The sequence below is a fragment of the Aquimarina sp. 2-A2 genome, assembly GCF_045505135.1.
Lineage (GTDB): Bacteria > Bacteroidota > Bacteroidia > Flavobacteriales > Flavobacteriaceae > Aquimarina > Aquimarina intermedia.
Map to the genome: position 1 here is coordinate 345,511 of NZ_JBJKFI010000001.1, position 13,396 is coordinate 358,906.

The 13,396-nt window shown below is 36.8% G+C and carries 15 protein-coding genes; 2 read left to right on the forward strand and 13 right to left on the reverse strand.

Features of this window, described 5'->3' with window-relative positions; genetic code table 11:
* The first annotated feature begins 22 nt into the window (after positions 1 to 22).
* The gene (trpS, locus tag ACJRPK_RS01565) at positions 23 to 991 is read left to right on the forward strand and encodes a tryptophan--tRNA ligase (RefSeq protein ID WP_407138122.1); all 969 of its coding nucleotides are present in this window, start codon (positions 23 to 25) and stop codon (positions 989 to 991) included.
* Between the two features lie 82 nt (positions 992 to 1,073).
* On the opposite strand, the gene ACJRPK_RS01570 is transcribed toward trpS, so the two are convergent.
* The 5 genes from ACJRPK_RS01570 to ACJRPK_RS01590 form a co-directional block, all read right to left on the reverse strand.
* Positions 1,074 to 1,469: a hypothetical protein gene (locus ACJRPK_RS01570; RefSeq protein ID WP_407138123.1), complete on the reverse strand. Its 396-nt coding sequence runs from the start codon at positions 1,467 to 1,469 to the stop codon at positions 1,074 to 1,076.
* Positions 1,470 to 2,489 carry a phenylalanine--tRNA ligase subunit alpha gene (pheS, locus tag ACJRPK_RS01575; protein ID WP_407138124.1) on the reverse strand — a complete coding sequence of 340 codons (1,020 nt, stop codon included), beginning with the start codon at positions 2,487 to 2,489 and terminating at the stop codon, positions 1,470 to 1,472.
* A 97-nt stretch (positions 2,490 to 2,586) separates the two neighbouring features.
* Positions 2,587 to 2,943 (reverse strand): hypothetical protein, encoded by a 357-nt coding sequence (locus ACJRPK_RS01580; RefSeq protein ID WP_407138125.1) that lies wholly within the window; start codon positions 2,941 to 2,943, stop codon positions 2,587 to 2,589.
* Between the two features lie 40 nt (positions 2,944 to 2,983).
* Positions 2,984 to 3,262: a hypothetical protein gene (locus tag ACJRPK_RS01585; protein ID WP_407138126.1), complete on the reverse strand. Its 279-nt coding sequence runs from the start codon at positions 3,260 to 3,262 to the stop codon at positions 2,984 to 2,986.
* 3 nt (positions 3,263 to 3,265) lie between these two features.
* Positions 3,266 to 3,508: a hypothetical protein gene (locus tag ACJRPK_RS01590; protein ID WP_148781864.1), complete on the reverse strand. Its 243-nt coding sequence runs from the start codon at positions 3,506 to 3,508 to the stop codon at positions 3,266 to 3,268.
* 82 nt (positions 3,509 to 3,590) lie between these two features.
* On the opposite strand from ACJRPK_RS01590, the gene ACJRPK_RS01595 reads away from it, so the two are divergent.
* Positions 3,591 to 4,115, forward strand: a complete 525-nt coding sequence (locus tag ACJRPK_RS01595; protein ID WP_407138127.1) for a CvpA family protein — start codon at positions 3,591 to 3,593, stop codon at positions 4,113 to 4,115.
* A gap of 4 nt (positions 4,116 to 4,119) precedes the next feature.
* Here ACJRPK_RS01595 and ACJRPK_RS01600 read toward each other — a convergent pair whose 3' ends face one another.
* The 8 genes from ACJRPK_RS01600 to ACJRPK_RS01635 all read right to left on the reverse strand — a co-directional run bounded on the left by ACJRPK_RS01600 (position 4,120) and on the right by ACJRPK_RS01635 (position 13,393).
* Positions 4,120 to 5,973, reverse strand: coding sequence for a SulP family inorganic anion transporter (locus tag ACJRPK_RS01600; RefSeq protein ID WP_407138128.1), 1,854 nt, complete (start codon positions 5,971 to 5,973; stop codon positions 4,120 to 4,122).
* Positions 5,974 to 6,084: 111 nt separating this feature from the next.
* Positions 6,085 to 6,717: a carbonic anhydrase family protein gene (locus tag ACJRPK_RS01605; protein ID WP_407138129.1), complete on the reverse strand. Its 633-nt coding sequence runs from the start codon at positions 6,715 to 6,717 to the stop codon at positions 6,085 to 6,087.
* Between the two features lie 24 nt (positions 6,718 to 6,741).
* Positions 6,742 to 8,316 carry a SulP family inorganic anion transporter gene (locus ACJRPK_RS01610; protein WP_407138801.1) on the reverse strand — a complete coding sequence of 525 codons (1,575 nt, stop codon included), beginning with the start codon at positions 8,314 to 8,316 and terminating at the stop codon, positions 6,742 to 6,744.
* Positions 8,317 to 8,433: 117 nt separating this feature from the next.
* Positions 8,434 to 8,655, reverse strand: a complete 222-nt coding sequence (locus ACJRPK_RS01615; RefSeq protein WP_407138130.1) for a hypothetical protein — start codon at positions 8,653 to 8,655, stop codon at positions 8,434 to 8,436.
* Between the two features lie 216 nt (positions 8,656 to 8,871).
* Positions 8,872 to 9,621 (reverse strand): tetratricopeptide repeat protein, encoded by a 750-nt coding sequence (locus ACJRPK_RS01620; RefSeq protein ID WP_407138131.1) that lies wholly within the window; start codon positions 9,619 to 9,621, stop codon positions 8,872 to 8,874.
* 11 nt (positions 9,622 to 9,632) lie between these two features.
* Complete coding sequence (locus tag ACJRPK_RS01625; RefSeq protein ID WP_407138132.1) at positions 9,633 to 11,399, reverse strand: BatD family protein; 1,767 nt, start codon at positions 11,397 to 11,399, stop codon at positions 9,633 to 9,635.
* 44 nt (positions 11,400 to 11,443) lie between these two features.
* On the reverse strand, positions 11,444 to 12,352 hold the full coding sequence (locus ACJRPK_RS01630; RefSeq protein ID WP_407138133.1) for a tetratricopeptide repeat protein: 909 nt from the start codon (positions 12,350 to 12,352) through the stop codon (positions 11,444 to 11,446).
* Positions 12,353 to 12,358: 6 nt separating this feature from the next.
* Entirely contained in the window at positions 12,359 to 13,393 is a 1,035-nt protein-coding gene (locus ACJRPK_RS01635; RefSeq protein ID WP_407138134.1) for a VWA domain-containing protein, read from the reverse strand.
* Between the last annotated feature and the right edge of the window lie 3 nt (positions 13,394 to 13,396).

Sequence of the window (13,396 nt, forward strand, 5' to 3'; positions counted from 1 at the left end):
TTGTTCAAATTAAAAAATTACTATGTCCAGAATACTTACAGGAGTGCAAAGTACGGGTACTCCTCATTTAGGAAATCTTTTGGGAGCTATCATTCCAGCCATACGTATGGCCAACGAGCCTCAAAACGAATCTTATCTATTCATTGCTGATATGCATTCTTTAACACAGATCAAAGACGCAGCAACCTTAAGAGAGAACACCTACTCAACAGCAGCAACTTGGTTGGCTTTTGGACTGGATATAGAAAAAACTGTTTTTTATCGGCAAAGTGATATTCCACAAGTGACAGAATTATCATGGTATCTTAGTTGTTTCTTCCCATATCAACGTCTAACATTAGCCCACTCATTCAAGGATAAAGCAGATCGACTTGAAGACGTAAACGCCGGTTTATTTACGTATCCTATGCTTATGGCTGCCGACATTTTATTATATGACGCAGAGATTGTTCCCGTAGGAAAGGATCAACTACAGCACATTGAAATGACACGGGATGTTGCATCAAGAATACACAATCAAATCGGAGAGCTTTTTGTCATGCCGGAAGCGCAAGTACAAGAAGACACAATGTATATTCCGGGCACTGATGGGGCTAAAATGAGCAAGTCAAAAGGAAATATCATTAATCTCTTTTTACCTGATAAAAAATTGAGAAAGCAAGTAATGAGTATTGCTACAGACAGCATTCCGTTAGAAGAACCGAAGGACCCTGACACTTGCAATGTTTTTGCGCTGTATAAGTTACTGGCTAATACTGAGCAAATTGAAACAATGCGCAACAATTATGAGGGTGGTAATTATGGATACGGACATGCTAAACAAGCCCTCTATGAAGTTATCATCGCAAAGTACAGTAAAGAACGAGAATTGTATAACTACTATATGAGCAATCTAAATGAAGTTGATGAGATTCTCAAAAAAGGCGCTCAAAAAGCTTCGGTTACAGCCTCTGAAGTATTAAACCGAGTACGAAAACAAGTCGGATATTAACTATTACTTCTATCCGGACACAACAAAAAACGGAGCATTTTTCATCAAAAAAATGCTCCGTTTTAAATTAATCAGTAGTTTTTTATTTTATCAAAACACCACGTTGCTCTATTACCGGTAATTCTTGCAATGCATTTTCGTTAATCGTGTGTTGTTCAAAAATATATTTTTTATCATACAGCTTACCATCAGCAAAAAAGGTAACCGCAAACTCATTATTCATTGCCAATAATTCTTCTTGAATCATTTCTATCTTAGCGCTTGATTTTGCATCTACTGTACCAATACCATGACGAAGCAATGATGTTTTGCGCTCGTTATCATATCCCTTAGTTACTATTAAAACCATTTCGATAGCCGTATCCCCATCATTGATAATATAGGCTACCCAATTTTGAGCCAAAAACTCTTCATCCCATTCTTTGAGGATTGCGATGTATATATCTTTTACCTCAGGTATATCAATATCCTTTCTCACTTACAGCGTAGCTTTAAATTGCTCTAAAAATCTAGTATCATTCTCACTTAACATGCGTATATCGGTAATGCCGTATAATAAGAGAGCAATTCGATCAATCCCCATACCAAAAGCAAAACCGCTATACTCTTCCGGATCGATGTTACAGTTTTTCAAAACATTTGGATCTACCATACCGCATCCCATAATTTCAAGCCAACCGGTACCTTTAGTCATTTTATAATCAGTTTCAGTTTCCAACCCCCAATAAACATCGACCTCTGCACTTGGTTCTGTAAACGGAAAATATGAAGGTCTCAATCGAATCTTAGACTTGCCGAACATCTCTGTTGTAAAGTATTGCAGCGTTTGTTTAAGATCTGCAAAGGACACATCTTTATCAATATACAGTCCTTCCACCTGATGGAAAAAGCAATGGGAACGGGCAGAAATAGCTTCATTACGATATACCCTTCCCGGAGAAATGGTGCGTATAGGCGGCTTATTCTCTTCCATATAGCGAACTTGCACAGAAGATGTATGTGTTCGCAATAGGATATCCGGATCTGTTTGAATAAAAAAAGTATCCTGCATATCGCGTGCCGGATGATATTCCGGTAAATTTAATGCGGAGAAATTGTGCCAATCATCTTCGATTTCAGGCCCTTCACTTACATTAAAACCAATACGTGAAAAAATTTCAATAATTCTATTTTTGACCAACGAAATTGGGTGTCGGGCTCCCAGAGGTATCGCTGCAGCAGGTCTCGTAAGATCCCCGTAAACGCCTTTTTCTTCTTCATTCGCCTCCGCCTTTTCTTTTAAGGCAACAACTTTGGCTTCGGTTGCTATTTTTAAGGCATTAATAGCCTGACCAAAATCTTTTTTCTGATCGTTTGCCACATTCTTAAATTCAGCGAAAAAGTCATTTATAATTCCTTTTTTACCTGAAAATTTGATTCTAAACGCTTCGATCTCTTCTTTAGATTTTGCAGAAAAAGATTCTACCTCCGCGATATATTCTTTTATTTTATCGATCATGAAAATTTCTTAATAAGACGGCAAATTTATACATTTTCTCTGTATTTACGCCATTTAAACTTCTGGTTCTTTTCGCTTATTCAGGCAACAACCGCTATTATTCTATATAGTTACTGGTAACAAAATAGTGCACTATCGCTTCTTTCATCAAAACCGATTGTTCTCCCGATTTGAGATTTGGCAGGGCCTCTTTCATCGTATAATGCGGCCAGCCTTGTTCATCAAAAAAGTCGAACTCGTAATATCCATAAGGCTCAAGAAGACGGCATATTGCAATGTGCATGAGATCTAGTTTCTCATCTTTCTTATACTTTCTATGTAATTGTCCCAGCTCCTGAACACCGATTAAATAAATAATAGCATCTAAATCCAAACTATCTCCATCTGCAAATTGACCAGAAAGTTTAGTTACAAGAAGTTCCCATCGCTCTTTAAGTTTATTATCTCTCGACATGTATTCTTTTTTAGCAAAAATACGACAGAAAATTACATTACTAAATTGATTTATGGAGAGATTGTCTTAATTGATCCCGATGTACTACTCTAACTAGTGCCAACGATTTTTTTGACACATTTTTTATGATAAGATAATAAAATCCAACACCCATTTTAAAATACCTGTCAGAAGCGTTGAAAGCTTGAATCGGTATAAGCGCAGAAGTGTCTTTTGAGTTTTCTAGGGATGCTACGATACTTTTTATCTTTTCCTTAAAAGAAATATCCGTGATCATCCTAAAATCAGATGCAAATGTTTTTGAAATTATCACTTCCATACCTTATGAATTAAATAACTCTTCCTTAGTGATAGTCTCAGTAACTTCAATATCCTTAAGTAAAAACATAAAAGCTAAGTCCTCTTTTTGCTCCGCAGATAGTTGTTGTAAACGATTTTCTCGCTTATAATCAATATAAAATGCTACAGCTTCTTCAATTACCTTTTTTACGCTTGAATTCTCGATAGCGGCAATTAATTTAAGTTTGGGAATCAAATCGTCCTGAACATCAATAATTTTTCTCATATATATGGTATATATTATATATCAAATATATAGTATTTCAATTAATTTTAAAAATGTATATTCGTCCTAACAAAGGATTGTAATGGGATATATCGATATTATATTAGGCATTTTACTGCTATGGGGGCTTATAAGGGGGTTTAGCAAGGGGCTTATAGTTTCTTTGGCTTCTTTGGTAGCACTCGTTGCCGGAATCTATATAGCGATACACTTTTCACATATAGTAGGAGCATATCTTGAACAATATGTAAGCTGGGAAGAAGGAGTTACGCAGTTACTAGCTTTTGCCCTCACCTTTATCGTTGTCGTTTTGGGCGTCTCTCTTGTCGGGAAAATACTTACAAGAGTTGCTCAAGCTGTTGCTTTAGGAATTCTTAATAGATTACTGGGAGCTGCCTTTGGTATTCTAAAAATGGCATTTATTGCCAGTGTGATCATTATGTTCATTGATGCCGGAAACAACACTCTACATATGATAGATGAAGAGACCTTGGACCAATCAATTCTTTATCGTCCTGTTCAGGCGATTGCCCCTGCAATCTTGCCTGAACTAATAGAAAAGGCTTCCAAAAAGGAAGCCACTTCTACCAATTTACATGCTGCTTAATCGATCAATAGATATCCGCAACATTATTCTTGATGTACGCTACGCAATCGTCAAAATTCTCAAAAAGATGTTTCTCAGGAATTAAGTCAGGTATTATATCAATTCTTTTCATTAAATATCCAGGCTGGTTTTGTAGGCCAGTAACAAATGTTCTGATATTTCGTTGTTCTAAACTTAAAATAATTTCTTCAAGCGTATATACCCCGGATTGGTCCATATATGGCACTTTATCCATTCTTAGGATAACGTGTGTTGCCGTTGCAGGTATTTGTTGAGCTAGTTGTTGCAGTTCAGTGGTAGCTCCAAAAAACACTGGTCCGTTAAGATGCTTTACGTACACCTCTTCTTTTAAATTTTCGGGAAAATTGATTTCGTCTATCCAATTTTTAACTCCCGTATCCTTTTCCAACCCTTTCAACGAATCAACCGAAGAGTCCTTTGCTGTAAGGTCTCCCATTTTCTTCATAAACAGAAGAGAAGCCAATACCAAACCAATACCTACTGCATAAACCAAGTCCCAAAACACAGAAAGTAACATTACAACCAACATGATTGCTACCTCCACTTTTGGCATACTAGGAATTGCTTTTAAACCTTTATAATCCATTACACCTATCCCAACGGTAATCAATATACCTGCTAAAACCGCTGCTGGTATCTGAGAAGCTACCGGACCGAGAGCAAGAAGTATTACTAATAGCAGTACACCTGCAATCATACCAGAAAGTTTCGTTTTTCCCCCTGAGTTTATGTTTACCACAGTACGAATGGTAGCCCCAGCACCCGGAATACCACCAAAAATTGCCGCTATACTATTTCCTATACCTTGTCCAACTAGCTCTTTATTGGGATTATGCTTTGTTTTTGTCATATTATCGGCGACCACAGATGTTAGTAAACTATCGATTGCTCCTAAAAATGCCAAAGACAATGCAGAAAAAACGTAAGGGGTAATAACGCCTAGCTTAAATTCTGTAAAAATCCCAAGATTAGGGATGGGAAATCCACTGGGAATTTGCTCTATCGGACGATAGTCTAAACTCAAACCATACGCAGCACCCGACACTATTAACAAAGCAACTAACGTACTGGGTATCGCAGTAGTTATTCGTTTAAATCCGTAAATAATAACTATAGTAATTAAACATAATATAAGCTCTAACATATTGACGTTTGCAATAGCTCTCGGTAAGCTAACAATAGCTCCCCAAACACCACCACTATCTTTTCCGGCTTGCAACGTAGCTTCTGATGTAATATCCTCTTGAGAAATTTTTTTAGCACGACGAATGGTTTCTTCAAAATCTTCCAAAACCAATATGCCTTCTCCTGCTTCTTCCTTTAATATTTTATCAAGGATAACCTCTTCAGCCACTGGTTTGAAGGTATTCACATACTCCGCATCTTCTTTTGGATAATATCCTAAGGCCGGAAGCAATTGTGTGATCAATATCATCAACCCAATAGCGGTCATAAATCCAGATATTACCGGATACGGCATATATTTTATGTATTTACCTACTCCAAGTGCTCCCAATCCTATTTGTATAAGACCTGCTAATACAAAGACCGTCAAAATAGCGGGTAGTGCTTTGGTAACGTCTCCGTCATTCACAGCTATAATACCAGCAATAACCACCATGCTTACCGCCGTCATGGGTGCAGTAGGTCCAGAAATCTGAGTATTCGTTCCGCCAAATAAAGCCGCAAAAAAACTAATAAAAATAGCGCCATATAATCCGGCACTTGGCCCAAGACCAGAAGATACTCCAAAGGCTAGCGCCAATGGTAACGCTACTACACCAGAGGTTAATCCGCCAAAAATATCTCCTTTTAAGTGTCTAAAAAATCCTTTCATTATATTGACTTAACATTTCATAACAATGATAATAAAACTAATTAGCATTTACCCAAAAAAAAGCCTAAGTAGCAAATACTTAGGCTTTTTTTGGGAAAGTTTTAGCGTTTACTAATCTTCTAAGAAAGTAACCTTCCCATCATTAATATCGTACATACCTCCAACAATTAAAATTTCTTTATTGTCTTCCATCTGTTTCAAAATTTCACTTTCCTTTCGTATGTTATCAATGGTCATTTTGACATTTTGAACCGCTACTGCATCCACAAACTCATTATTAGCTGAGTTACGTTTCGAATCATCTTGAGGCTCTTTTACAGCATCAACAGCTGGTGTGATTTTTTCTATTAACTTAGTTAAATTACCCATTTTTACATGATCACATGCACCTTTGATGGCACCACAGCTTGTATGCCCTAAAACTACTATAAGTTTTGTTCCTGCAAGCTTACTTCCAAACTCCATACTACCTAATATGTCCTCGTTCACAAAATTACCAGCTATACGTACACTAAAGATATCACCCAGTCCTTGATCAAATACTAATTCTGCAGAAACACGCGAATCTATACAGCTTAGAATTGTTGCAAACGGGAACTGACCTTCTTTTGTATCATTTACCTGCTCCAATAAGTTTCTGTTTGCTTTGAGGTTTTGTTGGAATCGTTCATTTCCTTCTTTCAAAAAGTCTAATGCTTTTTGAGGTGTCATTGTTGCTTGTGTTTCTTTTGTATGTGCTTTCATGTGTTGTGTGTTTTAAAATTTCCGTTATTTTGTTCTTAAATTGATAAACTCAATATAACTCTGGGGGTTTTCAGCAATTCCGCTTTCTGATACGAGTTTGATATCAATGTTTTTATTCTTAGCTTTCTCAGAGAAGTCATCCAGAATTTCTATAATATCATTGTCCAAGTATCTTGTTTTTCTAACATCTAGTGTAAGATGAGTATTGTTCGGTAATTGGTCAAGCTCTTTTAAGATGGCACCTTTATTAAAAAAAGTAACTTCTTCAGCCAGTGTCATTTTAATTCTATGTTGACCATTGCTTTTGTCTTCAATATGTAAAAAGTGTGAATTTTGATAACTCTTGATTAGGATGACTACAATTCCCACTAATAAACCAAGACCGATTCCCCATAGTAAATCAATGAATACGATCCCCAGAACTGTTACCACAAAGGGTACAAATTGTTTCCAACCCAATGAATACATTGTTTTGAACAGTTTAGGTTTCGCTAATTTATATCCTACGATCAATAAAATAGAAGCTAACACCGACAGCGGAATCATATTTAATAATCTAGGAATTAGAATTACGGATATTAATAATAAAAATCCATGAATGATAGCTGACATTTTTGTCTTTCCTCCAGACTGTATATTAGCTGAACTACGAACGATTACCTGTGTAACAGGCAAACCACCGATCATACCGGAAATAATATTTCCAGTTCCCTGTGCTAATAATTCTCTATTAGTTGGAGTGACTCTTTTTTCAGGATCAATTTTATCTGTAGCCTCTACACAAAGTAAAGTTTCCAAACTAGCAACTAAAGCGATTGTGAATGCTGTAACCCAAATTTCTGGTCTGGTAATCACTCCGAAATTTGGAAAACTAAATTGACCAAGAAAAGAAGAGAAATCGTCTGGAATAGGAACACTTACTAGATGATCTTTTGAAATAGATAGTGCTTCTGAAGATGACGTAAATATATAAAATAAAATACCTACTACAACAGCGACTAACGGACCTTGAATTATTTGAAAAATTTTACCTTTTTTACTTAATACCTTATCCCAAAGTAATAAAATTGCTAATCCTATCACTGCAATCATGGTGGCTCCCGGACTTATAAAATTTATAGCATTGAAAATTTCAGTAAAAGTGTTCTCCCCATCGATCTGGAAAAAAGAGAAATCTCCTTCTGGATCTGCATCATATCCAAAAAAATGAGGGATCTGTTTTAATATGATAATTATACCAATACCGGTTAACATTCCTTTAATTACTGAAGATGGAAAATAATAACCAATAATTCCTGCTTTTAAAGCACCGAATACTAGCTGAATAACACCTCCTAGAACTACAGCAACAAGAAAATTCTCATACCCTCCTAATGTGCCTATTGCTGTTAGCACAATTGCCGCTAATCCCGCAGCAGGACCACTGACGCCAATTTGCGAACCACTCAATGCTCCTACTAGTATCCCACCTACAATTCCTGCAATAAGACCTGAAAAAAGTGGTGCCCCACTCGCTAATGCGATTCCCAAACATAACGGTAGTGCTACAAAAAACACTACAATACTAGCTGGAAGATCATTTTTTATATTTTTAAAAATGCTCATAATTTAAAATTTCTTTGGTACCCATATAGGGTGTACTATTTCATTTTGAAAACGAGAAGATAGTATACAACTTCTCTGATAAAACGGACTAAATAAAGTTTGCTGAAAAAATCACGAATAATCTGGAGGAGGTGTCGTGTATTCCAGGTATACAGAAGAATTACCAAAGTAAATTTCGGGATACTGATCGCAGCAATAACTATTTATTGCCAGGGCTTTGTCATTGACAACTTGAGATATAATTTCTTTTTCTTTGCTATCATCTTTTTCTTCAGAATTTTCTTTTTCTTCAGAATCCGATTTCTCTTCTCCATCTTCCAGTACTGAAATCATAGAGGCTGTTTCATCCTGATAACAGTTCAATAACAATAAAGTGTAATTACCCAAACTTATTAAAAAACATGTTACGATTAAAATTCGTGCTGTATGAAGTTTTGTTATCAATTAGAAAAATATTAGGAGACAAAAATAAAGGTAATGCTTTCAGGTTTTGTTAAATCAATTGTAAAATTATTTGAACAAAGGTAAATAAAAACAAAAATTTACTACTTATAATTCCTTTAAATTCTTGGAAAACATCCATCCGCTTTTACCATCAGTTAGCCTGATGTTTTTCCAACTGTTAACTGTGCTGATAACTTTGACCTTAGTGCCCTCATGCAGTTCAAAAAGTTCTTCGCTCCCAAGATTTGGCTCACTTAATACTGCACTTTCTTTTGCAAAAATAATGGCGTATTGATTATTAGCCTTTAAAGACTGTTGTTGTTGAGCCAAAAAGAAGATGACAACGCATAAACCAAAAGAAAACCAGGAACCCACAAACAACCATCTTTTTTTTCTGGTATCTGACGCTCGTTGGTACCCTATAAACAGCAAGACAAAGCTTAGCATTAAAAGCACAGACGACCATGCCCATGTTTGTAATGAGAATAATGAGACTGTACGATTAAATATTTTAGACAAAAACCCCTGTGGTATTTCGTCAATGACATCAACTGTCGCGTTACGTGCGAAGGTCAAATTATTCTTTATATCTTGATTTGTTGGATTTAAACTTAAGGCCTTCTCGTAATAATAAATACTTGGTCCTATTTCATTTTGTTTGTAGTACGCATTAGCAAGATTAAAATATAATTCTTCTGACTCATACCCCTCCTCTATTACTGTAAGGTAATTTTTGATCGCTTCTTCGTATTTTTTTGCAGTATACAGTGCGTTTCCTCTATCAAAACTTTCTGTTTGCTGAGCACAAACACCTATACTCATTAAAAAAATAAATAAACCTACTATATTCTTCATTTTGTTTCTCTTTACAGTTGTTTATCCATGGCAGCTATCACCCGCGAAGCTTTCTCGTAATCCTGTTGCATTGCTGTAGAAGATAGCGGAGTATATCTTGCAAATTCGCAACTCTCCAGTAATGCGACAAACTCAATAACCAACGCGTCGTCTACCTGACGTTCTCTCAGCAACCGCTGAATACGATCCTTACTCATATCACTGGTTTGTATTTGCAGTTTTGCTTTCAAGTAATTGTGCAATGCACGTTCCATAGCTATATAAAAGGACTTGGGCTCACCTAGATTTTTTTTGGCTTCAGATAGATATTTTCTCGCCAATTTATCAGCTCTACGAACTCTACTACCGACAACGTCATTCTTTCTGGCTTCTTGTTTTTTACCAAAAAATAAAAACAACGGGATAGCGAGTAAAGGTGTAATTAAAGCTGTCCAATAAAGAGCTGACCCAAAGAAAGGTTCGCTGTTAATTTCTTTTAGGGTAGTTTTTAATTTTATAAACTTAAATTGTCTTCCACTCTGTGTGACAACTTGTTTTTGCACAGTATCATCTGAAGAAGTGACTATGCGTTGACCATCGGGTCCTTTTCTTACATTCAATACGACTTCTTGTGATGTAATTGTTTTATAGGAATTAGAGGACACATCGAAATAAGAAAAGCGCAACGCAGGAATCGGATATTTTCCTTTGAACTGAGGAACCAGGGTGTACGTGTCCGTTACCGTACCTTCCATACCACCTAAATTTGTACGCACTCGTTCGCTGTGTTCCGGCTCATATTGTTCCAAACCGCTTGGCACTGTTAAATTGGGAAGATCAAATAATTTTAAATTTCCTTCTCCGCTCACCTCAACTTTTACTTCTAAGGACTCTGAAGCGTCCAATTCAGTTCGACTTGCATTTACTTTAAAATCAAAATCACCCACCGCTCCGGTAAATCCCTCCGGTTTCCCATTTTCAGGCAAAGGTTTGACGTTGATTGTGCGATTGCCAGCGGCGACCGTTTTATTTACGGTTGAGTACAATCTACCTCCAAAAATATCTCTGCGGTTAGTTGGTACATCCACAGCGATAGAAAGCGTAAGGGGCTCAATGTTTAGCTTACCTGTTTTTTGTGGATATAAAACGGTTTTACGAAGCACCACATATCTATAGGGCTCTCCTTCATAGGTCCCATTTTCCACTTTAAGTTGCTTCATATCGATAGCCTGACTCCAAAAATCACTGTATTTTGGGCTATCCAGTTCGTTCCAGTTACTTACACTGATTCTAGGACTTACATACAATTTGTACACCACCGTTATCGCTTCATTCAAATATGGATTAGCTTTGGAAACTTCTGCAACTAAATGTAAGTTTTCACTAGCAATATAATCTGAATTATTTCCGTCTTTGGGTTTGTCGACCGCAGCGGTTACCTCAACTCGTACCGGTAAGGTTTTATACGTTTCACCATCTATTTGAATCTGTGCTTGTGCAATAGTAAATTTTCCGCGTTGTGTAGGGGCAAGAAAATAGCTAAACGTTTTTGCATACGACCGTTTACCATTAATCCATGAGTTACTAATAGACTGGTTGGGACCGCCCACTACCGAAAAACCCGAAAAATCAGGTGGGGTAAAATTATCGCCATCCTGGTTCATCTCAAAATCAACCCGTAGACGTTCATTAACGCCCAATTTTTTCTTACTTACCTTTGCTTCAAACTTTACTTGTGCTGTAGAAAACGTAACAGCACTTAAAGTAAAGAGCACCCATAACATTAATTTCAACTTCATTATTACAATATTTTCTGGAAAAAGTAAACTGATTTAATCGGCTATTACCAATCTTTATCTGTTTGCTTCACATTTCCTTTAACCTTTTTAGCATTAATCTTATCCTGTACTTTCTTTTCCTGATTATTCATCGCTTCAAGTAAGCTTTTTACCTGCTGTGGTGATAACTGACCCTGAACGGGCTTAGGAGCTCCTTGCTGTGGTTCATCTTTCTTGTCACCAGCATCCTTCCCTTCATCAGTTTTATCATCTTTAGGTTCTCCATCCTTTTTGTCATCTTTTGGATCATCACCTTCTTTTTCTTTATCGTCTTTTTCTTTATCTCCTTGGTCGCCCTGATCCTTTTTATCTCCCTGATCACCTTTTTCTTTCTGATCCTTATCTTTCTTATCTTGGTCTCCCTGATCCCCTTGATCTTTTTTATCTTGGTCTTTTTGATCCTTGTTCTGGTCTTTATCGTCCTGATTCTGATCTTTGTTTTGCTCTTGCTTTTTTTCTTCTTCCTCTAGCATCTTTTTTGCAAGTGCCAGATTATATCGAGTTTCGTTATCCTTTGTGTTATTTCTTAAGGCATTTTTATACGCTTCGACCGCTTCTTGATATTTTATTTGCTCCATAAAGGTGTTCCCCAAATTATGAAATGCTTTATGCTTTTCTAATTTGTTGGTTGCCGTTTTTGTAGTTTCTGCATATCGTACGATAGCCTCATCGTACTTTTCTGAATTGTAATACGCATTACCCAAATTATATTTAGCATCCATAGCATCGGGATTTTTGGCTATTGCCTTACGATATTCACCTTCGGCTTTGGGGAAATTACCATCCCTGATCAAACTTTGGTTCCCTATTGCCAAATGCTCTTTTGCTTCGCTCTCTAATTGTTTTAAATCCTTCTCCTGTGCAAAGGAAAGTATCGTCCAACAGCATGCTAAAATACATATACTCTTTTTCATCATCCTTTAATTTTCATTGAACAGATTCAATTTTTTTACCCATGAGGTTTTGGGCTCTAAAAGAAAAACATCAAGCAGCAATAGTAAGAATCCCAATCCTAAAAACCATTGGAATTGATCCTGAAAATCTGCAAACTGCTTTGCTTCAAATTCTTTTTTATCCATATTCTGCAAGATGTCTGTAACCTGAGATACAACCTCTTTAGTTCTAGTACCATCAAGGTATGTGCCATTTGCTTCTTTTGCAATTTCCTGTAAAGTTGTCGGGTTCAACTTGGTTATTACGGTCTCTCCAGCGCGATTCTTCTTATACGATTGTACAATTCCGTTTCTTTTAATCGGGATCGGACCTCCTTTAAGGGTCCCTACGCCGATTGTATAGATTTGAATTCCTTCTTTTGCAGCTTCCTCGGCAATGGCTCCTACATTACCCTCATGATCCTCACCATCGCTAATTAGAAAGAGGACGCGATTGGTTTGTTCCTCGTCATTGTAATATGTTTTTGCCAGGGTAATCGCTTCATTAATAGCTGTTCCTTGTGAAGAAAGCATATCAGTATTCATTGCTTGCAGAAACATTTTGGCAGAAGCATAATCTGTGGTTATTGGCAGTTGAGGAAAAGCACTGGCTGCATATGCAATAATACCCACTCTGTCACTGGCCAAACTATTAATTATCTGCGTGACTAATTGTTTAGATTTTTCTAATCGATTCGGTGCTATGTCCTCTGCCATCATACTTTTAGATACATCAACGGCAAATACCACGTCGACCCCTTCTCGTTTTACGGTTTCCAGCTTGGTACCAATTTTTGGGTTTACCAACGCCATTGCAAAACACGTGAACGCTAAACAAAGAATTAATATCTTAAGAACAGGCTTAAAAATCGATCTATTCGGGCTCAGAAAATTCATCAGCCTGGGATCTGCAAATCGCTTCTGCACCGATTTCTTCCATAATACCGTCCCCATAAACAATAGGAGTATTACAGGAATTATCAACAACAGCCAGAAATATATTTTTTCTTCTAATAGATACATATC

Coding starts and splice junctions, on each gene's coding strand:
- trpS (WP_407138122.1), top strand. CDS start 23: ATGTCCAGAATACTTACAGGAGTGCAAAGTACGGGTACTCCTCATTTA.
- pheS (WP_407138124.1), bottom strand. CDS start 2,489: ATGATCGATAAAATAAAAGAATATATCGCGGAGGTAGAATCTTTTTCT.
- ACJRPK_RS01580 (WP_407138125.1), bottom strand. CDS start 2,943: ATGTCGAGAGATAATAAACTTAAAGAGCGATGGGAACTTCTTGTAACT.
- ACJRPK_RS01585 (WP_407138126.1), bottom strand. CDS start 3,262: ATGGAAGTGATAATTTCAAAAACATTTGCATCTGATTTTAGGATGATC.
- ACJRPK_RS01590 (WP_148781864.1), bottom strand. CDS start 3,508: ATGAGAAAAATTATTGATGTTCAGGACGATTTGATTCCCAAACTTAAA.
- ACJRPK_RS01595 (WP_407138127.1), top strand. CDS start 3,591: ATGGGATATATCGATATTATATTAGGCATTTTACTGCTATGGGGGCTT.
- ACJRPK_RS01600 (WP_407138128.1), bottom strand. CDS start 5,973: ATGAAAGGATTTTTTAGACACTTAAAAGGAGATATTTTTGGCGGATTA.
- ACJRPK_RS01605 (WP_407138129.1), bottom strand. CDS start 6,717: ATGAAAGCACATACAAAAGAAACACAAGCAACAATGACACCTCAAAAA.
- ACJRPK_RS01615 (WP_407138130.1), bottom strand. CDS start 8,655: ATGATTTCAGTACTGGAAGATGGAGAAGAGAAATCGGATTCTGAAGAA.
- ACJRPK_RS01620 (WP_407138131.1), bottom strand. CDS start 9,621: ATGAAGAATATAGTAGGTTTATTTATTTTTTTAATGAGTATAGGTGTT.
- ACJRPK_RS01625 (WP_407138132.1), bottom strand. CDS start 11,399: ATGAAGTTGAAATTAATGTTATGGGTGCTCTTTACTTTAAGTGCTGTT.
- ACJRPK_RS01630 (WP_407138133.1), bottom strand. CDS start 12,352: ATGAAAAAGAGTATATGTATTTTAGCATGCTGTTGGACGATACTTTCC.
- ACJRPK_RS01635 (WP_407138134.1), bottom strand. CDS start 13,393: ATGTATCTATTAGAAGAAAAAATATATTTCTGGCTGTTGTTGATAATT.